This window comes from Kitasatospora sp. YST-16, assembly GCF_026802215.1.
In the GTDB taxonomy this organism is placed as follows: Bacteria; Actinomycetota; Actinomycetes; order Streptomycetales; family Streptomycetaceae; genus Kitasatospora; species Kitasatospora cineracea.
The window spans coordinates 1967292-1988513 of record NZ_CP113837.1; the positions used below are offsets into that span (position 1 = coordinate 1967292).

The window sequence follows — 21222 nt, forward strand, 5'->3', positions numbered from 1 at the left end:
CCATACGCACGGATTTGATCGAACCCGCCCAACGCCGATCTTGGCAGCCATCAGGAACCAGCGAAGGCGACACCTATTGCATTTCGCCACTCATGACGTCTTCCCACCAAGACAGTCCGGTGGGCCAACTGCGCGCAAGATCATTACCGCGAACGCCTGATTTGGTCCAGCACTGTCATCTATGATGATCCATCGAACATCAGACAAATAGCAATGATTGAGGCGAGGTTTAGTGATTCGCACGGCCGCAGATCTTCTTTCAGAAATTCTCCGCGCAGAGCTTCCTAAACTTGATCGGGTTCCGATAAAACACGCCCCAACGATTGGAGACATGTACGAAGGATTGTCTTCTAGTATATTGAATCGCGCCCTTCCGGACGGATTGGGACTTCGAGTGGTAACCGGCTTTGCCTGCGACGACGAAGGTCGCCTTTCTGGTCAAATGGACTGCATGGTAGTGCGAGGAGAGGGAGAGCAACTCCCGTACAGTGAAACCTACGTATGGCACGTGAAAGACATCATCGCCGTCATCGAAGTAAAGAAGAATCTTCACTCGACGGAGCTTCGCGATGCATTTTCCCAACTCAAGACGGTCAGCACAATTGAGCACCCTTATTATGAAAGGCCCAATGAGCTGGACGACGACCCGGATCGAAATATAGGACCCTCGATCAGAACATTTGCCGAGATGACCGGGCGGGCCGCTTGGGGGACAGAAGGAATCGCCGCCCTATCATACGAAGAGGAGGCCATACTTGGCACTCTTATTGTAGAGCAGATTTCCGCAATCCGAGTCATTCTTGGAATGCATGGATTCAAGAGCGAGCAGGCGTTCAGGTCATCGATGATCGAGTACCTTGAAGATAATGTTGGAAACGCTGGATTCGGACCGAAAGATTTTCCCCAGCTGATCATTTCTGGTAGCTATTCTCTCGTCAAGGCGAACGGGCGGCCGTTCATGGCGCCCCTCATGGACGGCTGGTGGCCATTCTATTTTTCGACACCAGAAAACCCACTTCGGCTATTGCTGGAGTTTATATGGACGCGACTGGATGAAATGTATGGACTCGGCCATCAGCTCTGGGGGGATGATCTTGAAATGGAAGTGGGCAGGGCCCTACTGAGCCTCCGCGCCGTCCGCGTCGATGAAAAAATTGGCTGGCAATTGAAAGTTTATGACATTAAAAAAGAGGCACTCAATAGGATTCCAACCACGGAACAGTGGAGCCCCAGCTTTATCGGGAAGGAGGAGTTTGTTTTGCTTATGCGACTGTGTCAGGGGAAGGAAGTTTACGCCAATGATCCTGAAATGCTGTCATGGCTAGAGTCCTGTGGGGTTGAATATAATAGCGTGCGCGACCGTCTCCTGGAGACCCATCTTGTCGCATCTTACGGGCAGCGCCTAGAGCTTATCGCAAAGGAATGTTCGCTAGCGATTCTGCCGACTGGCGAATACGTCGCCGCAGAGAACAGCACTGGCCGCTTGAGTCGGTGGATCGCACGTCGAGTCGAGTCGCGCGAACACGCCTCAGATCAGTAATAGGCGTGAGTTAATAGATCGAAATCTTGGTTAACAAAATTCCGCCACGCGATCACAGAGCCTATTTATTGACCTTTCATCGGCAGATAATAGGAAGCGCAGCGAGGCAAGGGGCCTACTCGATCGACAGCACTCGGCTATGCCTCTGAACCGAAGCAGCACTGACGTTTGAGCTGGGAATAACAGTGCCGACGCACGACACAGGCCGAGGCTGTACTTTTCCTGAATTGACGGTTCCCTCTATTTTCGACTGCATAACATAGGAGTGCTGTGGAAGTTCAGTGTGTCATCGGCTCCTGATCCCGGCAGCCGCTCGTCGTGCACACCCTAAGTGTGACGCCGTTTTTGGGGCGGCCGATCAGGGGCAGCCAGGGTAGTAAATGGCCCACAGGTACCCACTACCGTCAGCGAACCTCCGGTGCCCGTAGCGGTCGGAGTGGCTCAGGATGGAAAGAACTTCGAGGTGGTTCGCATCGTCGTCGTCGGAGTGCACGGGAAACATGATGCGAACCCCTTCCGAGACTTCCAACACCCGCACCTCCGCACCCGTCAGCGTCGCCAACCGCGACGCCGCTTCCCAGGCCCGGCGAAGTGCCTCCGTCATTGTTCCCCTGCCGTGTTCTCGGGCGGGGCCAGTTCCCCCAGGGTGGTGATGTCTTCCCGCCCGTCTCGCAGGTGCCGAACGAACACGCCGCAGACGTGCACCGAGATCACCCGTACCGCCTGGCCGGAGCGCCGGTCGTAGGCTTCCCGCCCCTCGCCTGGCTCCCACTGGTCAGCCATGGGAGTCCGCCCAACGCGCAGCCTCGGAGAAGCTGTGGAACGCGACCGGGGCGCCGTCCGCCCCTGGCACGGCTCCACCGGCTTCGGCGGCAACACCCCATAGGTCGAACGCTCCGGGCGGCGTGGGCAAGGGGACGACTCTGTACTGAGGCTGGACTTGGACGGCTGCCGACATGGGTTGGCTCCTGTGCTTCGCTGCGGGGTTTCCGCTACAAGAGTCGTCTCGTGTACCTACGCTGAGTAGGCATGAGGTGGTGACATGAAGTCCGTCACCGGAGGGAGCGGGAGTGGGCCGTCGAGAATCCGTGCAGGAGCAGGCGTTCTGTTCACCTGCGTTCTTCGCCGCAGAGTTGGCGGAGGCACGCGAGAACGCCGGGCTGTCCCAGGGCGAGTTGGCGCGGCTGATCCCTTGTGACCGGTCCCTGATCAGCCGGATCGAGGTCGGCGAGCGCGTGCCGAACGAGGACTTCGCCCGAGCCTGCGACAAGCTCCTGAACACCGGCGGCCTGCTGCTGCGAGTCTGGCAGCGAGTTCCCTGGCACCGTGAGGTCGAACACCCGGACTGGTTCCGCCGCTTCGCCGACATGGAGGCGCGGGCGACCGATCTACGGCAGTACGAGATCGCTTGGATTCCGGGCTTGTTGCAGACTCCGGCCTACGCTCGGGCGCTGCTCTCCCAGGGGGATGCGGCAGGTGATGACGACCTGATCAACGAGCGGGTCGCAGCACGACTGGGCCGACAGAAGCGGTTCCTCGAAGCAGGCGCAGAGCCGTTCTTGGTGGTCGTCCTGGACGAAGCGGTGCTACGTCGTACGGTGGGCGGGCCGGTGGTCATGGCAGAGCAACTCCGCCATCTGCTGGAACTGGCGCAGCGCCCCAACATCGTCATCCAGGTCGCGCCCTACGAGATCGGCGAGCGGGCCCCGTTCGGCGCGTCGTTCACTCTGCTGAAGCTGTCCGAGGGTCCGGAGTGGCAGTACACGGAATCGCTCAGCCGGGGAGCCTTCTCCAACAACCCGAGGCAGGTCGGGGAGCGCTCACGCGCCTATGATCGGCTCCGCGCCGAAGTGCTGTCAGCGCCGGAGTCGGCCCGCCTGATCCTCCGCATCATGGAAGGACTGTTGAACATGGACCGGAAGATCGACCTGCGCACCGCCCGGTGGCTCAAGAGCAGTTACAGCGGCACGGACGGCGGACAGTGCGTCGAGGTCGCGTGCAACTTCGTCACTGCCGGGGTCGTACCGGTCCGGGACAGCAAGGACCCCGAGGGACCGGCCTTGACCTTCTCTGTGGACGCCTGGCGGACGTTCGTCACCAAGATGGCATCGGGAGACTTCCCCACTTTCTGACAGCCTCACCTGCTCCGCAGAGCCCCAGGAGGGCGGACCCTGGGACTGATTTCATGTGGGTCTCTTAACAACTTTCTTGATCTTCACGACGCTCATGCCACCCATCCTCCCCCACCTCACACCCGGCGCCCCCGGCAGCCGAATATCGGCGAATCCGCCTCCCCGGCATGACGGTCCGCAGGCATCCTGTGCCGGACCGGTCACCCACGACGAGGGGAGCAGGCGTGAGCCGTCGACTGCGGTACATCGGAAGCAACTCGGGACACAGCGGCTGCCCGATGCTGTACGAGGACGAGGAGAGCGGGAGCGTGGTGATCGGCTACGACGAGTTCGAGTCGATGTTCACCACCTTCCAGCACACGGCTTTCCGGCTGGAGACCCGCCACCAGTACGGTTCCGACGCGCAGACCGAGACCTACCGCCGGTTCGTCGCCGGAGAGGACCTCGGCTGGGACTCGGACGACGACTGGTCCCGCAACCGCCGCGAGCAGTCCGCCCGGGGCAAGCGGTTCGAGCGGGTCCGGGTCATGGACAGTCCGCCGACCACGGGCCAGCGCTACCTGTTGGCGAACGCCGCGGAGATCGGCACCGGGACGGGTTGGAACGCGGCGCTGCTGGCGCACCGGCTGGGTTCGGCGAACGTCACCACCGTCGAGGTGGACGCCGCCACCGCGGCCGCGCGGCACCGGCTGACCCGGGCGGGGTACGCGCCGGTCACCGTGGTCGGGGACGGCGAGCGCGGCCATCCGCCCGGCGCGCCGTTCGACCGGGTGCTGGCCACCTGTTCGGTGCGGCGGGTGCCGTACGCGCGGGTGGAGCAGTGCTGGCCGGGCAGTCGCGGTTGCCTCTCCGCGCCCTGGCCCGCCGACGGCGCGGCCTCCACCACCTCGCTCTCCCCGGAGGAACTCGGCGGCTGGGTAGCCATGTTCGCGTTGGGGGTCCAACTGCCGGGCGTGTTCCCGCTGGTGGAGCGCTACCCGGACGGCTCCTACACGCTCTGGCTGCACGACACGGCCGTCACCTCGTGGGCGACGGCCGACTGGGAGCCGGGGCGGACGGAGTTCGCGGTGGTGCAGTCCGGCCCGCGCCGGCTCTGGGACGAGGCGGAGCGGGCCTGGCGCTGGTGGGACGCCAACGGCCGGCCGGGTGTCGAACGGTTCGGGCTGACCGTCGGCCCGGAGCGCTGCGCCGTCTGGCTGGACGCGCCCGACCGGCCCGTCCCGCAGGCGGGTTGAGGCCGGCGGGACGGGCCGGCCGGGCTCAGGAGTGGCGTCCGGAGAGGGCCAGCGCCCAGGTGAGGCAGCCGAAGGCGGCGGTGGCGGCGAGGGCGCGGACCAGGTTCCAGCGGACCCAGGTGGTCTCGAAGGCGGCGCGGACGGCGGCCGGGTCGGTGAGGCTGTCGGGGGATCCGGCGGCGGCGAGCTTGTCGTTGAGCGGGACGTTGACGGCGCCGGTGACGGCCAGCATCACCACGTACAGGACCGCGGCCGCCACGATCCAGAGCAGGACGGTGCGGTTGCCGCCGCGCCACTGGAGCACGCCCGCGGCCACGATCAGGACCAGGGCCCCGAGGAAGCCGAGCATGAACCAGCCGTTCAGGATGGCCGTGTTGATGCGCTGCATGGTGTCGACGAAGGCCCGGTCGCCGACCTGGGCCAGGCCCGGCATCACCGAGCAGGCGTAGGAGTAGAACAGCCCTGCGCTGAGCCCGGCCAGCAGGACCGCGCCGACCAGCGTCGCCGTGCGGAGAACTGCCATGCCGGGAACCCCCGTTCGTGTCGTCATGCCTGCCAGTCAACCGGCGCGGCGGACCGGGATCCATGGCCCGGAAGCTCGTCGGCATGCGCGAGCGTCCAGGCCGCCGGTCTACCCTGTCGGGCATGGATCCGCTGACCGCGCTGCTGGCCGGGCCCCGGGCGAGCGGGGCGTTCCTGTTGCGGTCGGTGTTCGACCCGCCGTGGTCGCTGCGGATCGAGGACCGGGCGCCGCTGACGGTGCTGACCACGGTGCGCGGCGAGGGCTGGGTCGTCCCGGACGGCGCGGAGCCGGTGCCGCTGCGCCCCGGCGACCTGGTGATCGTCCGCGGCCCGGACCCGTACACCGTCGCGGACCGGCCGCAGACCCCGCCGCAGGTGGTGATCCACCCGGGGCAGGTGTCGGCGACCGTCGACGGCGAGCGGATGTGCGAGGAGCTCGACCAGGGCGTCCGGACCTGGGGCAGCGGCCGGGACGCCGCGACGGTGCTGATCAGCGGCACGTACCAGCTGCACGGCGAGGTCAGCGGACGGCTGCTGCGGGCGCTGCCGCCGGTGCTGCGGCTGGACGCCGCGGAGTGGGGCTCGCCGCTGGTCGCCCTGCTGGAGGCCGAGATCGGACGGGACGAGCCGGGCCAGGAGGCCGTGCTGGACCGGCTGTTGGACCTGCTGCTGATCTCCGCGCTGCGCTGCTGGTTCGCCCGCGACGGCCGGGCCCCGGCCTGGTACCGGGCCCACTCCGACCCGCTGGTGGGACCCGCGCTGGGCCTGCTGCACGCCGACCCGGCCCGGGCCTGGACGGTGCACGACCTGGCGGCGGAGTGCGGGGCGTCCCGGGCGGCGCTGGCCAAGCGGTTCACCGACCTGGTCGGCGAGCCCCCGATGGCGTACCTGACCGGCTGGCGGCTGGCCCGGGCCGCCGACCTGCTGGCCGAGCCGGACGCCACCCTGGCCGCGGTGGCCCGCCGGGTCGGCTACGGCAGCGGGTTCGCGCTCAGCGCCGCGTTCAAGCGGGTGCGGGGAATCAGCCCGCAGCAGTTCCGCGACCGGGCCGGGGCCGGGGTCGGAACGTAAGGGGCCGACCGTGCCCACCGGTCCGGGGCCGGGGTCGGAACGTAAGGAGCCGACCGTACCCACCGAGCCGGGGCCACGGCCCGAGGGGCCGGCCCGGGCGCGCAGCCGGTGCCGAGGGCGCCCGGCGATCGGTCGAAAACGGAGCAAAGCGGTCGGTGAACACCTCGGGGCCCGGGCGTCCCTGTTGCCCCGGGGATTGCTCCTGCATAATCACCCCGTTCGATTCCGACCCGAGGAGGACCGGCCCATGCCGGCAGAGCGCTGCCCCCGCTGCGGCACCGCGCGCGCGGCCGGCGGCTGCGCGTGCCAGGCGGTCTCGCCGGTCGAGGAGACCGCTGTCCTCCCGCACCTGGAGGGCCCGCCGCTGGTCCGGCCGTACGTGGCCGGAGCGTCCGTGGTGGAACCCGGCGACCCGGCCCGGGACCCGTTCGCCGCCCGGGGCACCCAGCCCCCGGTGCAGCCGGCCGCCGTGCAGCCGATCGCCGCCGTCCCCCGGTGGCGGCCCCGCCGAGGTCCGGCCCGCCGGTCGCGGTGCCGACCAGCGCCGCGCAGCCGCCCGCGGTGCAGCCGATCACCGGTCCGCCGCCGTCCGCAGGCCCGCCGCCGCCCCCGGGCCGGCCCCGCACGTCCCGCAGGCCGCCAGCCCGTTCGGCCCGCCGCAGCCCACCGCCGCCCCCGCCCCGCCGCAGCCGAAACCTCAACCGGACGCCGCCGCAACCCAGTTGCTGCCGCCCGTCCCCCCGCAGCAGTCGCAGCCCCAACCGGACGCCGCCGCAACCCAGTTGCTGCCGCCCGTCCCGCCCCAGCGGCAACCGCAGCAGCAGCCGCAACAGGCACCGCACAGCGGCGCGCCCGGGCGCTTCGTCCCGATCCCGCCGCCGGGGCAGGGCGCGGCCCAGGTGCCGGTGGCCGAGCAGACCATGCCGCTGACCCTGGGCCCGGTCGCGGGGTCGCGGCAGCACCCCTCCCCGCTCGCGGCCGCCTACCCGCCGGTGGGCGCCGAGCAGGACGGGGCGACCCAGCTGATCCCGCTCGACCTCCAGGGCGACGGCGAGGCCGACGACGCCCGGGGCGGCCCCGACGGGCCCGGGGACGGGCCGTGGGCGGCCGGGGCCCGCGCCGACCTGGGCATGTTCACCTTCCGCGAGGACGGCGCGGAGGGCCCGGTCAGCCGGGCCGACCGCCGCGAGCAGCGCCGGCAGACCGCCGACCGCCGCCGGCTGGTGATCGCGGGCGGCGCGGTCGGGGTGACCGCGCTGGGCGCCACCCTGGCGATGCTGCTGTCCTCGTCCTCGACGACCGTCGACAAGGCGCTGCCCGCGCCGACCGGCCCGGCGGTGTCCTCCCCGGCCGAGGTGTCGCCGAGCCCCACCGACACCGCCCCGGCCGCCGAGTCCTCCGCGCCCGCCGCCGAGAGCCCGTCGCCGACCCGCACCACGGCCCGGCCGACCCAGTCGGTGACCACCAAGGCGGTGGCGCCCCCGACCACCGAGGCCCCGAGCCCGCCCGGCAGCCCGTCCGCGAGCCGCACCACGACGCCGCCGACCACGCCCGGGGCGACCCTGCGGCTGAACGACACCGGCCCGGACGTGGCGCAGATGCAGCAGTTGCTGATGGCGGTCAACTGCGACCGGATCGGCCCGCTGGACTCCGACCGGACCAGCAGCAACCAGCCCGGTTTCGGCTACTGGACGCAGAGCGTGCTGGCGAGCTTCCAGCGCAGGAACCGCGCGCTCAAGGGCGTCGACCTGGGCGTCTACGACCCGCAGACCCGCTCGGCCCTGCAGGACGCGGCCCAGCACCCCGACTGCTGAGCCGCCCCGCCACGGCAAGCCCCACCACGGCAGGCCCCACCACAGCAGGCCCCACCGTCCGGCACCCCACCACAGCAGGCCCCACCACAGCAGGCCCCACCAGCCGACGCCCCGTCAGCCGACGCCCCGTCAGCCGACGATCGCCTTGAACAGGCTCCACCCGGCCAGCACGATCATCGCCAGCGCGGCGACCCGCACGATGACCTTCATCGGCACGTGCTGGAGCAGCTTCTGCCCGCCGACGATGGCCACGCCGCCGACCGCGCACAGCGCCAGCCACGCGCCGAGGCCGACGGCCAGCGGATCGTTGTACTTGGCGGCGAGGTTGGCGGTCATGATCTGGGTGAGGTCGCCGAACTCGGCGACCGCGACGATGACGAAGCTGGTGCCGGCGACCTTCCAGAAGGAGTCGTTCGCGGGTTCCTTGCCCTCGGCGCCGTCGTCCTCGTCCTCCTTGTGCCAGAGCAGCATGGCGGCGCCGCCCAGGAAGAGCAGGCCGGTGATGGCTTCGACCCAGCGGTGCGGCAGCAGGGCGAGCAGGCTGCCGGCGACCAGGGCGAGGGCGACCTGGAGGGCGAACGCGGCGGCGATGCCCGCGAAGACGTAGCCCGCCCGGTACTTGGTGCCCAGGACCAGGCTGGCCAGGGCGGTCTTGTCGGGGAGTTCGGCCAGGAAGATGATGCCGAACGTCAGTGCGGCGATGGTCAGACTGTTCATCGGTTGCGGGGGTTTCTCCGTCTCGGGGCCGCCGGCCCCGGGGCAGCACCCTCGGCAGGGGACGCCTCGGCCCGGCAGCACTGGTTCATGGTCACAGCACTGCGGCCGAAGGTCTCGCCGACACCCCGCGGGTGCCCCGGGCGCCGGGCCGTCCGCGGGGGACTGGCCAGTATGTCGACGGTCCGGTGGAGGGCTACTCCCCTTCAACAACGGGCCGAGCCTACCGGATGCCGGAGGCCGTCCCGACCAGTCCCCGGCCGACCAGTTCCAGCACGGCCGTCACCGCGACCGCCTCCACGGCGAGCAGCGCGACCAGCACGAACAGCTGCACCGCCCCGGCCTGGACGGGCGTGGCCCCGCCGAGCAGCATGCCGACGAACGCGCCGGGCAGGGTGACCAGGCCGACGGTGCGGGTCTGGTCGAGGGCGGGGACGAGGGAGGTCGCGGCGGCGGTGCGGCAGATCTCCAGCCGGGCGTCGCGTTCCTCGAAGCCCAGCGCGAGGGCGGCCTCCACCTCGCCGTGCCGCAGCCGCAGTTCGTCCAGGGCCCGCCGTCCGGCCAGCGAGGTCGCGGTGAGGGCTCCGCCGATCAGGATCCCGGCGACCGGGATGACGGTGATGCCCTTGGCGGGCAGCAGCCCGGTCGCGGCGAGCAGCAGCAGGACGGGCAGCACCCCGGCGGCGATCGGCACCGCCGCCCACACCCACTCCCACCGCCCGGCCGCCCCCTCTTCCCCCTCCTCCGCGCCGCCCCGCCGACGTCCCGCGCCAACCCGCAGACGCCCAGCCCCGGCCCCGCCCCCGCCCCGCCGTCGCCCTTCGCCGATCCGCTTCCCCGCGGTGCGCACCGCGACGGTGAACATCAGCAGCACGAACAGCGCGGACGTCCACAGCGAGCGCACCACCCAGGCGATCACCAGCGCGACCAGCGCGAGTTGCACGGCCGCCCGCAGCCCGGCCCGGAGCACCGCCCGGCCGTGCCCGAGGCCGCCCCGTCCGGCGACCAGCGCGGCCACCGCGAGCAGCACCGCGCAGGCCGCGCCGAGCGCGGGCGTGACCGGCAGGAGCTGGCCGCCGCCCGCGGCGGCGAGCGGGTGGTGCGCGGGAGGGATCACGTCGGCGTCAGATCCAGCTCTCGAACCACATCCGGGTGTGCCACTCGGACATCGGGATGATCTGCCCCGTGTACAGCGGGTAGAAGAAGGCGAAGCAGCCGACGATGGCGGCCACGATCAGTCCGGCCCCGGCCGCGCCCCAGCGGCGGCGGCTCGGCGGGCTGCCGGCCGGGCCGAGCATCGCGCCGAGCATCTGCGCGACGGCCAGGCAGAGGAAGGGCACCAGCACCACCATGTAGAAGGAGAAGACGGTGCGCTGCTGGTACTGGAACCAGGGCAGGTAGACGGCGGCGACGGCGGCGAGGAGCGCGCCGGAGCGCCAGTCCCGCCGGAAGAACCAGCGGTAGAGCGCGTACGCCAGCGCGAAGCAGGCCGTCCACCACAGGAACGGGGTGCCGAGCGCGAGGATCTGGCTCGCGCAGCCGTCGGGGGCGGTGCAGCCGCCCTGGCCGGTCGGCAGCTGCACCCAGTACATGGAGACGGGGCGGCCCTGGACCAGCCAGCTCCACGGGTTGGACTGGTAGGTGTGCGGGGAGGTCAGGTGGGTGTTGAACTCCCAGATCTGCGCGTGGTAGTGCCACAGGCTGCGCAGCGGGCCGGGCACCCAGCTGCCGGGCTGTCCGTCCGCCCAGTGCCGGTCGTAGCCGCCGTCGGTGGCGAACCAGCCGGTCCAGGAGAGCAGGTAGACCGCGAGGCCGGCGACCGGCAGGGAGAGCGCGGCGGGCCACAGGTCGCGGCGGAGCATGGAGCGCCAGGCGCGGTGGGCGCCGGCGGCGCGGCGGCCGGCCTGGTCCCAGAGCAGGACGAGGAGGGTGAGGACGGCGAGGACGGGCGCGCCGGTCCACTTGACCGAGCAGGCGGCGCCGAGCAGCAGTCCGGCGGCGAGCCGCCAGGGGCGCAGGCCGAGGCGGACCTCGTCGGCGGCCCGGCCGCCCTCGGCGCGGGCGGCGCGCAGCAGGTCGCGGGTGCGGTCGCGGTCGATCAGCAGGGCGCCGAACGCGGCGAGCACGAAGAACGCGGAGACGCCGTCGAGCAGGCCGACCCGGCTGAGCACGAACTGCAGGCCGTCGACGGCCATCAGCAGTCCGGCGACGCAGCCGAGCAGGGTGGAGCGGAACAGCCGGCGGCCGATCCGGGCGACCATCAGGACGCTGAGGGTGCCGAGCAGGGCGACGGCGATCCGCCAGCCGAACGGGTTCAGGCCCCAGATCCACTCGCCCAGGCCGATGACCCACTTGCCGAGCGGCGGGTGGGCGATGAAGGTGCCGGTCCGGCTGAGCGGGACGATCTGCGGGTTGCCGAGGATCAGCTGGTTGGCGTTGTCCGGCCACACCGACTCGTAGCCGTTGTGCCACAGCGCCCAGGCGTCCTTGGGGTAGTACGTCTCGTCGAAGACGAAGGCGTGCGGGGACTTCAGGTTCCACAGCCGCAGCACCCCGGCGAACACGGCCACCGCCAGCGGGCCCCACCACCGGTACCTGTCCTTCGCCGGTGCGGCGGGCACCGTCTCCTCCTGCCGCCGCTCCATCACCGCCAGCGCCATACCCTCCCCGTTCGACCGCAGTTGACGACTTGTCCGCAATGTCCGCATCCTAGCCTGCGGCCGCGTACGTCCGCGGGTGCCGGCCGGGGTGCTCGGAGCATTCTCCCCCCTGCCCCGCGCGCGGTTACGGTTGACCCTCGACCAGGTCGAGGGGCCAGGGTCAACCCCTGTGGAGAGCACCATGCGCAGCATCGGCGAGATGGCCCGGGCCAGCGGCCTGAACCCCGGCACCCTGCGGTTCTACGACAGCGCGGGCGTCTTCGTCCCGGCCGCCGTGGACCCGCACACCGGGTACCGCTGGTACGCGGAGGAGCAGCTGCCGGACGCCCGGCTGCTGGCCCGGCTGCGCCGGGTCGGGCTGCCGCTGGCCGGGATCACCCGGGTGCTGACCGGTTCGCCGGCCGAGGCCCGGGCCGAGCTGGACGCGCACCTGCGCCGCCTGGAGGACGGGTTGACCGATGCCCGCCGGGAGCTCTCCGCCGTCCGTTGCCTGCTCGACTCCCGGGAGTTCCCCGTGCCGCAGACCCGCCTGACCGTTCCCGCCCCCGCGCTCGCCGCCGCCCTGGACGCGGTGCGCTTCGCCGCCCCGGCCGACGCCGCGCTGCCCGCCGTCGCCGGGATCTTCCTGGACGCCGAGGACGGCGTGCTGCACCTGGTGGCCACCGACCGCTACCGCCTGGCGGTCGCCGACTGCCCGGCCGCGCTGTCCGGCCCGCCCGCCTCGGCCCTGCTGCCCACCGCCCTCGCGGACGCCGCCCGGGCCCTGCTCGCCGACGCCGAGGAGGCCGAACTGACCCTCGACGGCGGCCTGTTCACCATCCGCGCGGCCGGCCGCTCGCTCTCCGGCGAGCGCGCCGAGGCCGACTTCCCGGACTACCGCCGCCTGCTGCGCCTGGAGCCCACCCACCGGGTCACCCTGACCGCCGCCGACCTGCGCGCGCTGCCCGAGGACGACGGCTCCACCACCCTGACCGCCACCGCCGCCGACGCCCTCCCCGACGCCTCCTCCCCCACCGACCTGCTGGTCCACGTCAACCGCGACTTCCTGCTGCAGGCCGCGGGCACCGCCGAACAGCTCGTCCTGGAACTCGGCGGCCCGATCGCCCCGCTGGCCATCCGCTTCCCGTCCCGGGCCGACACCTTCTCCCTGCTGATGCCGATCGCCCGCTGACCTCCCCGCGGGTGCGGGCGGGCGGGTACGGTCGGCGCCATGACCGCCGTCGACTGGCCCGCCGTCCGCACCCGCCTGCTCGCCCTGCTCGAACGCGACCCCGAACAGGGCGCCACCGCACCGCCGTTGAGCGAACAGCAGGTCGCCGAGGCGGAGGCCGAACTCGGCGCGTCCTTCCCGTCCGACTACCGCTGCTACCTGCGGCAGGTCAGCGCGGGCGGCTGGTTCCTCGACGAGCTGCGCCGCACCGGGCACGGCTGGGGCTGGGGGGACAACCAGCGGGGAGACCCGACCCAGCCGTTCCCCGGCGCCTCGAACGAACCCGACCCCGGCGCCGCGCCCCCGCCGGGCGGGTGGACGGCCCGGGAGCGGGACCGGGTCGCGGGCCTGGCGTTCATCGCCGACCGCGGCTGCGGGACGGCCGTGGGCCTGGCCCTCACCGGCCCGTGGCGCGGGACGGTGTGGATGGACAACCGCCCCGCCTGCGACGAGATCCACCCGCTGCTCACCGAGGACGGCCGGGAGGCGACCTTCGCCGAGTGGCTGCTCGACTGGCTGGCGCACATGGAGGAGCTGGTCGGCGCCACCCGCGAGCAGCGCGGGCAGGTCGCCTACTGCTGGCACACGGGGGTGGAGACCCCGATCGACTGGTGCCCGCCCCCGGGCCTGCTCCGCCGCGGCTGAGGTGCCCGCCTCCGGGCCTGCTCCGCCGCGGCTGACCGCTCAGGCCGCGGTCTGCAGCTCCCGCAGTCCGTGCTGCTGCACGGCCAGCACCCGGACGTTGTCCTGCGCGGGCGTGAGGTGCCCGCGCAGCCGGACGGCGAGGGCGACGATCAGCAGCGTGCACAGCGCCATCGCGGCGAGGTACAGCGGCCAGGTGCCGGAGCCGACCAGCAGCACGCCGACGGCGGGGCCGACCGCGACGGCGATCTGCTTCACCAGCGCGTACCCGGCGTTGTAGGTGCCGAGCAGCCGGGCGGGCGCCAGGTCCGCGACGATCGGGCCCATGGTGGGGGCGAGCAGCGACTCGCCGACGCCGAACAGCGCGTAGACGGCGACGATCGCCACCGTCGCGGCCATCGCCTCGGTGCGGATCAGCCCGGCGACCACGGCCATGCCCCAGGCGGCCAGCCAGACCGCGCCGGCGGCGGCCATCGCGGTGGTGCGGCGGCGGCGCTCGGTGATCCGGACGACGAACATCTGCAGCAGCACGATGGTCAGCGCGTTGGCGCCGATGGCCAGGCCGAGGGTGGAGGGCGGGGTGCCGACGGTGTCGGTGGCGAACGCCGCGACGCCGGACTCGAACTGCCCGTAGCAGGTGAAGAAGATCAGCCCGGCGAGCGCGCACAGCCGCAGCATCGCCTTGTCGGCGACCATCGCCCGCAGCCCGCCGCCGCGCTTCGCCGCCGCCCCGGCGGGGGCGGCCTCGACCGCTTCCGCCGGCATCCTGGCGGTGCCGGTGACGGCGGCCAGGCCGAGGAAGGTCAGCGCCTCGATGGTGAACAGCCGGGTCAGGCTGGCCGGGTCCGAGGTGTCGACGATCTGCCCGCCGACCAGGGCGCCGATGCCCATGCCCAGGTTGACCAGGGTGAACTGGAGCGCGAAGGCCCGGGAGCGCTCGGCGCGGCCGGTGCAGCGGACGATCATCGTGGCCAGCGCGGGCTGGCAGGTGGTGACGCCGGCGCCGAACAGGAAGGAGGAGAGCAGCAGCCCGGCGGTGCTCGCGGCCTGCCCGAAGGCGAACGCGCCGACGGCGGCCATCGCGGTGCCGGCCAGCAGCACCGGGCGCGGCCCGTACCGGTCGATGCCGCGGCCGGTGAACGGCAGCACGGCCAGCGCGGCGAGCGCGAACACGGTGAACACCGCGCCCGCCGCCGCGGCCCCGAGGCCCCGCACCTGGTCCACGTACACGAACATGTACGGCAAGGTGAAGCCGCTGCCGAACGCACTGAGCGCGTTGCCGACCTGGACGCGGCGCAGCCGGCCGCCCCACTCCTTCACTGCACACCCCTCTTCACGCACGTCGGGCCGGGCTCCCGCCTCGGCCTTTACTCCGTAAGATTTCAGACCTAAAGTCTTACCATCCAAACCTTAAGGCGTCAAAGGCTTAACAGCTGCACCCTGCGTGGGACAATGACCACCATGAGCGCACGCAGAGCGGAGCCCCAGACCGCCACCGAGCTCGGCATCGCCGAGCAGGTGGCCCTCTACCAGCGGGAATTCCCCACCGTGGACCCGCAGGTGGAGACCATCGTCTCCACCCTCTCCCGGCTCGCCCGCCGGATGAACGTGGCCTACGGACGCCAGCTGGCCACCCTCGGCATCACCTCCGCCGAGTGGGAGGTGCTCAAGGCCCTGGTGTTCACCGGCGCGCCCTACCGGCTCGGCCCGGGCGAGCTGGCCAAGCGCCTCGGCCTGACCCCGGCCGCGATGACCCACCGGATCGACCGGATGGTCGCCGAGGGCCTGGTCACCCGGGAGCGCGACGAGGCCAACCGGGTCCGGGTGATCATCGAGCTGACCGACGGGGGCCGCGACAAGTGGCTCGAACTGATGCGGATGGCCGCCGTCTTCGAGGCCGACCTGCTCCAGGACGTCCCCGGCGCGGCCCGTCCCGAGCTGGCCGCCACCCTGACCCGGATGCTGCGCCGGATCGAGGAGACCCAGCCGGACGCGCTCGGCCGCACCGACGACCTGACCTGCTGACCCCGCGACGGCGGCGGGCGGGGAAAACGGACGAGGGGCGCGGGGAGATCTCTCTCCTCGCGCCCCTCGCGGGGTGCCGGCTCAGCCGGTCAACGGCTCAGGTTCAGCAGGCGCCGTTGTCGGTCCAGGCGCCCCACTGGCCGCTCAGGCTCGGGTCCTCGTTCGTGGTCCACCACTTGTTGGTGTAGTAGTGGCCCTTCCAGGAGACCTTGGTCGGGGAGGCGTACACCGCGGAGGCGCTCCAGCTCGGCGCACCGGCGCAGGCACCGGTCGAGGCGGAGGACGACGCGGAGGCCGACGCGGACGGGCTGGCCGACTGCGAGGGCGAGGTGGAGGCGGAGGCCGACGCGGACGGGCTGGCCGACTGCGAGGCGGAGGCCGAGGCCGACGGGGTGGCCGACTGGGTCGGGGCGGCCGGGCAGTTCGCGGCGGAGCCGTTGGTGGCGGTCACCGTCTTGTCGAACAGCGCGGTCTGGGTGCCCAGGTCGTACATCGAGAACATGAACGAGCCGCCGAGGCCGTTGCAGTGCGCGTAGTCGAGCTTGGTCTGGATGGACTGCGCGTTCTCGCCGGACCAGAAGGTGGTGCCGTCGTAGAAGTAGGCGGCCTTCGCGGTGTCGTCCCAGTAGGTGTAGCTGGGGTTGTCGACGAAGCCGTTCAGCTCCTTGTACATCTTGATGCCGGCCACGCCGCCGGAGTAGGTGCCGCCGGGCGCCGGGGCGGACGCCTTCTGGAACAGGCCGTGGCTGTCGCCGGCCGAGACGCCGGTCCAGCCGCGGTAGTAGAACGGGACGCCGACGTTGATCTTCTTCGCCGGGAAGCCGCCGGGGATGCCGTACTGCGGGTCACCCACGGTGTAGGCCTTGACCGCCGCGTCCACCGAGTACTTGCCGTTGCCGCCCGGCACCGGGTTCATCGGGTCGTTCGGGTTGGTGTAGATCGGGGCCTGGTGGTTGGTCGGGCCCTGGGCCTCCCAACCGCCGTGCATGTCGTACGTCATGATGTCCAGGAAGGTCAGGTACTGGCCGATCTTGTCGGTCTCGACGTACTTGATCTTGTCCTGGCCGGCGCCGACCGCGGCCGCCAGGCCGTAGGTCTTGCCGTCGGTCTTGCCCTGGGCGTCCAGCTGGCTGCGGAACTCGGCGAGCAGCGCGGTGAAGTTCTGCTTGTCGTTGGGCGAGGAGTGGTTGCCGGTGTGGCCGTTGCCGCCCGGGTACTCCCAGTCCAGGTCGAAGCCGTCGAAGATGCCGGCGCCGGTGCCCGGGCCGCCGTAGCCGCCCTCGGAGGGCAGGTTGCCCTTGATGAACATGTCGATGCAGGAGGACACCAGCTTCTTGCGGGAAGCGTCGGTGGCCGCGGCGTCGGAGAAGTACTTCGAGTAGGTCCAGCCGCCGATCGACATCAGGACCTTGAGGTTCGGGTTCTTCGCCTTCAGCTTCTTGATCTGGTTGAAGTTGCCGACGATCGGCTGGTTCCAGGTGTCGCCCACGCCGTCGACCGAGATGTCGGCGCCGAAGCTCTTCTGGTAGTCCGCGAAGGAGTCGCCCGCACCGTCACCCGCGTTGGGGTCGTCCTCGTTCTGCGACGCGGCCTTGTTGGCCTCGAAACAGGACAGGGTGGTGGGGTTGATGTTGGCGAAGTCGTAGATGATGTAGTCGAGCTTCCCGGCGGCGCCGGTGTCCTGCATCGTCTTGAGGTAGTACGCGTTCGAGTAGATCGACCACTGGTCGAAGTACGCGACCTTGATGCCGCCGCTGGTGGCCGGGGCGCCGGTCGAGTTGGTCGGCGCGGCCTGGGCGGTGCCGCCGGTCAGGGCCAGGGTGCCGCCGAGCAGCAGGGAGGCCGCGGTGCCGGCCGCGAGCGCGGCCCAGCTCTTCGGCCGCCGCCGCGCAGGCGACTGGGGGGAAACGGAACGAAGCATGGCTGCGTGACTCCTGGTTGTGGGGGTCCCGCCAGAACCGGGCACGAACCGTGTGAGGTGGGGTCACACGACCTGGTCATGACAGGGGAATCGAGCGTTGGCCTGCACAAACACCAGGTGCGGGTAAGCCGAACCGGCGCCGGTGGTCTAAACCACCGGCGCCGGCCCAGGGGCTCCCTGCACCTGACAAGTAAAATGGACTAGACCAACTCGACCGTCAAGAGCGGGATCTGACGCTTACGCCACGCTTAAGGTTCGGTGTCCGGTCAGTACCGCAGCGCGTTCGCCACCACAGGCGTCACACTGCCCTCCAGCGAACGGTTGCTCTCCGCCGTGGCCTGCGCGGACGCCCCCGCCGCCACCTCCGGCACGTTCACCACCACCGCGTCGAGCAGGTTCCCCGACCCGTCGTCGAAGTTGACTTGAATCGTGTACTTGCCGGGCTGCGAACCGTGGTTGGTGACCGTCAGCGGCACCGACAGCTTCCCGCCCGAGCCGGTGGTGGCCGTTCCCAGCGCCACGTCGCCCTTCGCGTCCAGTCCGCCCTTCACGCTCGCCAGCGCCGAGGACGCGGCGGCCTGCGCGGAGGCGCCCAGCGAGGCGGCGGCCGAGCCGATCGCCGCCGTCGCCGAGGAGGCCGCCGAGGCCACCGCCGACCTGGCGCCCTCCAGCGCCGAGGAGGCCGCCGGGGACGGCGAGCCGTCCGAGGAGCAGCCGGACAGCGCCGCGGCGCCCAGCAGGGCGGCGGCCGTCCAGCCGGCGGCGGCCCGCATCGATCGCTTCATCAGTGGATCCCTTCGGTAGTGGACGTCCGTCGGCCGCTCAGGAGAGCCCGCTGCCGTCCTCCCGGGCCGCCTCGTCCGCGGCCCGCGCCCCCGTCGGCGCACCTCCTCCTGCCGGCGGGTCACCACCGCCGCCGCGCCCAGCGCGCTCGCCGCGAACGCCAGCGCGCCCATCCACGGGCGGGCCAGCCGGTGGCCCAGCGCGGCGTCCATCGAGTAGCGGCCCGCGCCCGCGACGCCCAGCGCCAGCCCGCAGGCGCCCAGCAGCGCCGGGTACTCGAAGCCGCCGCCGTGCGCGAAGAAGCCCGCCGGGGCGTGCACCGAGATCGCACCCGCCATCGTCCCGGCGACGATCGACCCGGCCGCGGGCGTGGCCAGGCCGACCGCGAGCAGCGCGCCGCCGCCCGCCTCGCCCAGCCCGGCCGCGTACGCGCTGCGCTCGCCCGGCAGGAAGCCCATGTGCTCCATCGCCTGCGCGGTGCCCTCCGGCCCGGCGCCGCCGAACCAGCCGAACAGCTTCTGCGTCCCGTGCGCGAACAGGACACCGCCGACGGCCGCGCGCAGCGCCAGCAGACCGAGATCCTTGCGGTGCAGACAAGCCATGATGTCGTCCCTGGTGTGGAAGAGAAGAGTTGGGGCCATCCCAACGCGCGCACCGGCCCCGCTCGACCCGGCGGAGCCATCCGGGCGACGCGCACCGACCGACAGGAGCCCCCCGTGCCCACCTCCCCCCAGCCGCCCGAGTACGTCCTGCACGGCGAGCGGATCACCGACGAGCCCGCGCTCTGGGCCGAACTGGGCCGCGCCGTGGCGGCCCCCGACGGCTACTACGGCCGCAACCTGGACGCCCTGGCCGACTGCCTGCGCGGCGGCTTCGCCCCCGAGCCGCCGTTCGTGCTGCTCTGGCGGCACGCGATGGTCTCCGCCCAGGCCCTGACCCGCCGGGTGACCGGCCCCGACGAGGAGGACCGCTCCTACTTCGACGCCGTCCTCGACGTCCTCCGCCAGGGCGGCGTCACCGTCCGCCTCCGCTGACCGCCCCCACCCCGAACCGGAGCCCCGCCGGCTCAGGACCTGAGCAGCCGCCAACCATCTCCCCCGCCCCCAGGCGACCCGCCCCGGGCCCCGCCCCGATTTCAAGGGGCTGAACGGTCGCCAACCATCTCCCCAACCCCTCCCAGCACGCCGCCAGGCGGACCCCCGGCCCCCGACACCCGCCCCGGCTCAGGGACTGAGCGGGCGCCGCCAACCATCCCCACTATCCCCCCTCCCGGCCCGCCGCCAGGCGACCTGCCCCAACCTCCGACGCCCGCCCCGGCTCAAGGGGCTGAGCAGCCGCCAGCCATCTCCCCCAACCCCCTCCCGGCCCGCCGCCAGGCGACCTGCCCCGACCCTCGGGCCCCGTCCTGGCTCAGGGCTGAGCGGCGCCGCCAGCCATCCCCACCAACCCCTCCCGGCCCGCCGCCAGGCGACCTGCCCCAACCCCCGATGCCCGCCCCGGCTCAGGGGCTGAGTGGGCGCCACGGCACCGGGCTGGAGAGGATCATCGAGCTGGTCGGCTGTCCGTAGCCGCCGAGCCGGTCGGTCAGGCGCTCGAAGGACGGCATGTCCGGCACCCCGACCAGCAGCACGCAGCACGCTCCGCCGGTGACCCGGTGCAGTTGGAAGACCTCCGGCCAGCGCGCCACCTCCGGGTCGCGGAGCAGGCAGCGCACCCCGTAGCACTCCACCGTGACCAGGGCCATCACCGCCGCCCCGGCCTTCGCCGGGGCCAGGTGCGCGTGGTAGCCGGTGATCACCCCGTCCGCCTCCAGTCGGCGCACCCGCTCCGCGACGGCCGGCGGGGAGAGGTTCACCCGGCGGGAGAGCTCGTTGTACGACAGCCGCGCGTCGGCCTGCAGTTCGGCCAGCAGCAGGCGGTCCACCGCGTCCACCGGCGGCTCCTTTTCGTTCGTCAGGCGATCGGGGGCGGACGCCTTGCGAACGGCAGGCCGATGCCCCCATCCGGGCTACGACGCCCATTCAAGAGCAGGCCGCCGCGCCGCACAATGGGTGACGCCCGCGGCACCCCGAGCGGGCGGAGCCAAGGAGGTACCGGCCATGACCGGCCAGACCCACCGTCCCCACCTGCGGTTCGGTTCCGACCAGGACCCCGACCAGGACCCCGGCGCGTCCACCCCCTACGCCCGGTACGTGCGCCTGGCCGAACTGCACGCCCTCCAGCAGCCGCGCAGCGCGGAGCCCGCGGAGTACGCGTTCATCGTCACCACCCAGGTGATGGAGCTGCTGTTCGACCTGCTGGAGCGCGACTGGGCGGCCGCCCGCACCGCCCTGCGCGCCGACGACCTGGACACCGCGCTGGCCGCACTGCGCCGCGGGCAGCACACCCAGGACGTGCTGGTCGGCTCCTGGGACCTGCTGGCCGCCATGACGCCGGCCGAGTTCAACTCCTTCCGCCCGGTGCTGGGCGAGGCGTCCGGCTTCCAGTCCTCGGCCTTCCTGCGGCTGGAGTTCCTGCTCGGCAACCGCAGCGAGGGCCTGCTGGAGATGTACCGGGACTCCCCCGCCGAGTACGACGCGCTGTTCGCCGCGCTGCGCACCCCGAGCCTGTACGCCGAGGCGCTGGCCGTGCTGGCCCGGCGCGGCCTGGCGATACCCGCGGCGCCGGTCACCGCCCGGCACCGCCACGACGAGGTGGTGGAGGCCGCCTGGCGGGCCGTCTACACCGACCCGGCGCTGGCCGACCTGGTCCGGCTCGGCGAGGCCCTGCTGGACACCGCCGAGCGCGTCACCCGCTGGCGCCAGCGCCACTACTCCGCCGTCAAGCGCACCATGGGCGCCAAGCCCGGCACCGGCGGCTCCAGCGGCCTGAGCTGGCTGAAGCAGTCCGCCGACCAGGACGTCTTCCCCGAACTGTGGACCGTCCGCAACGACCTCTGAGCACCCCGGGAGCA

Annotated in this window: 18 protein-coding genes and 1 pseudogene; 10 read left to right on the top strand and 9 right to left on the bottom strand. The window is 71.7% G+C overall.

Annotated features, from left to right (window positions below; genetic code table 11):
* Positions 1 to 232 precede the first annotated feature (232 nt).
* Positions 233 to 1540 carry a DUF6602 domain-containing protein gene (locus OU787_RS08920; RefSeq protein ID WP_327059367.1) on the top strand — a complete coding sequence of 436 codons (1308 nt, stop codon included), beginning with the start codon at positions 233 to 235 and terminating at the stop codon, positions 1538 to 1540.
* A 600-nt stretch (positions 1541 to 2140) separates the two neighbouring features.
* On the opposite strand, the gene OU787_RS08925 is transcribed toward OU787_RS08920, so the two are convergent.
* Positions 2141 to 2323 carry a hypothetical protein gene (locus OU787_RS08925; RefSeq protein WP_268659026.1) on the bottom strand — a complete coding sequence of 61 codons (183 nt, stop codon included), beginning with the start codon at positions 2321 to 2323 and terminating at the stop codon, positions 2141 to 2143.
* Positions 2324 to 2628: 305 nt separating this feature from the next.
* Between OU787_RS08925 and OU787_RS08930 the strand changes: the two genes are divergently transcribed.
* Both OU787_RS08930 and OU787_RS08935 read left to right on the top strand, forming a co-directional pair.
* Complete coding sequence (locus tag OU787_RS08930; RefSeq protein WP_268659027.1) at positions 2629 to 3672, top strand: helix-turn-helix domain-containing protein; 1044 nt, start codon at positions 2629 to 2631, stop codon at positions 3670 to 3672.
* A gap of 224 nt (positions 3673 to 3896) precedes the next feature.
* Positions 3897 to 4907: a DUF6879 family protein gene (locus OU787_RS08935; protein ID WP_268659028.1), complete on the top strand. Its 1011-nt coding sequence runs from the start codon at positions 3897 to 3899 to the stop codon at positions 4905 to 4907.
* Between the two features lie 25 nt (positions 4908 to 4932).
* Here OU787_RS08935 and OU787_RS08940 read toward each other — a convergent pair whose 3' ends face one another.
* Positions 4933 to 5430, bottom strand: coding sequence for an anthrone oxygenase family protein (locus tag OU787_RS08940; RefSeq protein ID WP_268659029.1), 498 nt, complete (start codon positions 5428 to 5430; stop codon positions 4933 to 4935).
* A 122-nt stretch (positions 5431 to 5552) separates the two neighbouring features.
* On the opposite strand from OU787_RS08940, the gene OU787_RS08945 reads away from it, so the two are divergent.
* Together OU787_RS08945 and OU787_RS08950 are read left to right on the top strand one after the other, a co-directional pair.
* Positions 5553 to 6500 carry an AraC family transcriptional regulator gene (locus OU787_RS08945; RefSeq protein WP_268659030.1) on the top strand — a complete coding sequence of 316 codons (948 nt, stop codon included), beginning with the start codon at positions 5553 to 5555 and terminating at the stop codon, positions 6498 to 6500.
* Between the two features lie 722 nt (positions 6501 to 7222).
* Complete coding sequence (locus tag OU787_RS08950) at positions 7223 to 8314, top strand: peptidoglycan-binding domain-containing protein (RefSeq protein WP_268659031.1); 1092 nt, start codon at positions 7223 to 7225, stop codon at positions 8312 to 8314.
* A gap of 129 nt (positions 8315 to 8443) precedes the next feature.
* Here OU787_RS08950 and OU787_RS08955 read toward each other — a convergent pair whose 3' ends face one another.
* From OU787_RS08955 to OU787_RS08965, 3 genes are all read right to left on the bottom strand, one after another.
* Entirely contained in the window at positions 8444 to 9031 is a 588-nt protein-coding gene (locus OU787_RS08955; protein ID WP_030461326.1) for a TMEM165/GDT1 family protein, read from the bottom strand.
* Positions 9032 to 9251: 220 nt separating this feature from the next.
* Entirely contained in the window at positions 9252 to 10145 is an 894-nt protein-coding gene (locus OU787_RS08960) for an ABC transporter permease (RefSeq protein ID WP_268659032.1), read from the bottom strand.
* A 7-nt stretch (positions 10146 to 10152) separates the two neighbouring features.
* Positions 10153 to 11688 carry a dolichyl-phosphate-mannose--protein mannosyltransferase gene (locus tag OU787_RS08965; protein ID WP_268659033.1) on the bottom strand — a complete coding sequence of 512 codons (1536 nt, stop codon included), beginning with the start codon at positions 11686 to 11688 and terminating at the stop codon, positions 10153 to 10155.
* A gap of 181 nt (positions 11689 to 11869) precedes the next feature.
* Here OU787_RS08965 and OU787_RS08970 point away from each other — a divergent pair, with 181 nt between their 5' ends.
* Both OU787_RS08970 and OU787_RS08975 read left to right on the top strand, forming a co-directional pair.
* The gene (locus tag OU787_RS08970; protein ID WP_268659034.1) at positions 11870 to 12859 is read left to right on the top strand and encodes a DNA polymerase III subunit beta family protein; all 990 of its coding nucleotides are present in this window, start codon (positions 11870 to 11872) and stop codon (positions 12857 to 12859) included.
* A 39-nt stretch (positions 12860 to 12898) separates the two neighbouring features.
* The gene (locus tag OU787_RS08975; protein ID WP_268659035.1) at positions 12899 to 13543 is read left to right on the top strand and encodes an SMI1/KNR4 family protein; all 645 of its coding nucleotides are present in this window, start codon (positions 12899 to 12901) and stop codon (positions 13541 to 13543) included.
* Between the two features lie 39 nt (positions 13544 to 13582).
* Here the strand turns inward: OU787_RS08975 and OU787_RS08980 are convergent, their stop codons facing one another.
* The gene (locus tag OU787_RS08980) at positions 13583 to 14860 is read right to left on the bottom strand and encodes an MFS transporter (protein WP_030461321.1); all 1278 of its coding nucleotides are present in this window, start codon (positions 14858 to 14860) and stop codon (positions 13583 to 13585) included.
* Positions 14861 to 15001: 141 nt separating this feature from the next.
* Here OU787_RS08980 and OU787_RS08985 point away from each other — a divergent pair, with 141 nt between their 5' ends.
* Positions 15002 to 15565 (top strand): MarR family winged helix-turn-helix transcriptional regulator, encoded by a 564-nt coding sequence (locus OU787_RS08985; protein ID WP_268659036.1) that lies wholly within the window; start codon positions 15002 to 15004, stop codon positions 15563 to 15565.
* Positions 15566 to 15668: 103 nt separating this feature from the next.
* On the opposite strand, the gene OU787_RS08990 is transcribed toward OU787_RS08985, so the two are convergent.
* A complete protein-coding gene (locus tag OU787_RS08990; protein WP_268659037.1) occupies positions 15669 to 17486 on the bottom strand; it encodes a glycosyl hydrolase family 18 protein in 1818 nt (605 codons plus the stop codon).
* 896 nt (positions 17487 to 18382) lie between these two features.
* A pseudogene (locus tag OU787_RS08995) lies at positions 18383 to 18871 on the bottom strand (DoxX family protein); the annotation flags it as partial.
* Positions 18872 to 18985: 114 nt separating this feature from the next.
* Here OU787_RS08995 and OU787_RS09000 point away from each other — a divergent pair.
* Positions 18986 to 19303: a barstar family protein gene (locus OU787_RS09000; RefSeq protein WP_030461316.1), complete on the top strand. Its 318-nt coding sequence runs from the start codon at positions 18986 to 18988 to the stop codon at positions 19301 to 19303.
* A gap of 467 nt (positions 19304 to 19770) precedes the next feature.
* Here the strand turns inward: OU787_RS09000 and OU787_RS09005 are convergent, their stop codons facing one another.
* Positions 19771 to 20202 (bottom strand): Lrp/AsnC family transcriptional regulator, encoded by a 432-nt coding sequence (locus tag OU787_RS09005; RefSeq protein WP_030464305.1) that lies wholly within the window; start codon positions 20200 to 20202, stop codon positions 19771 to 19773.
* Positions 20203 to 20368: 166 nt separating this feature from the next.
* Here OU787_RS09005 and OU787_RS09010 point away from each other — a divergent pair, with 166 nt between their 5' ends.
* On the top strand, positions 20369 to 21208 hold the full coding sequence (locus OU787_RS09010) for a tryptophan 2,3-dioxygenase (RefSeq protein ID WP_268659038.1): 840 nt from the start codon (positions 20369 to 20371) through the stop codon (positions 21206 to 21208).
* Positions 21209 to 21222 lie beyond the last annotated feature (14 nt).

Coding starts and splice junctions, on each gene's coding strand:
- OU787_RS08975 (WP_268659035.1), top strand. CDS start 12,899: ATGACCGCCGTCGACTGGCCCGCCGTCCGCACCCGCCTGCTCGCCCTG.
- OU787_RS08990 (WP_268659037.1), bottom strand. CDS start 17,486: ATGCTTCGTTCCGTTTCCCCCCAGTCGCCTGCGCGGCGGCGGCCGAAG.
- OU787_RS09010 (WP_268659038.1), top strand. CDS start 20,369: ATGACCGGCCAGACCCACCGTCCCCACCTGCGGTTCGGTTCCGACCAG.
- OU787_RS08965 (WP_268659033.1), bottom strand. CDS start 11,688: ATGGCGCTGGCGGTGATGGAGCGGCGGCAGGAGGAGACGGTGCCCGCC.
- OU787_RS08940 (WP_268659029.1), bottom strand. CDS start 5,430: ATGGCAGTTCTCCGCACGGCGACGCTGGTCGGCGCGGTCCTGCTGGCC.
- OU787_RS08985 (WP_268659036.1), top strand. CDS start 15,002: ATGAGCGCACGCAGAGCGGAGCCCCAGACCGCCACCGAGCTCGGCATC.
- OU787_RS08955 (WP_030461326.1), bottom strand. CDS start 9,031: ATGAACAGTCTGACCATCGCCGCACTGACGTTCGGCATCATCTTCCTG.
- OU787_RS08970 (WP_268659034.1), top strand. CDS start 11,870: ATGCGCAGCATCGGCGAGATGGCCCGGGCCAGCGGCCTGAACCCCGGC.
- OU787_RS08925 (WP_268659026.1), bottom strand. CDS start 2,323: ATGGCTGACCAGTGGGAGCCAGGCGAGGGGCGGGAAGCCTACGACCGG.
- OU787_RS08945 (WP_268659030.1), top strand. CDS start 5,553: ATGGATCCGCTGACCGCGCTGCTGGCCGGGCCCCGGGCGAGCGGGGCG.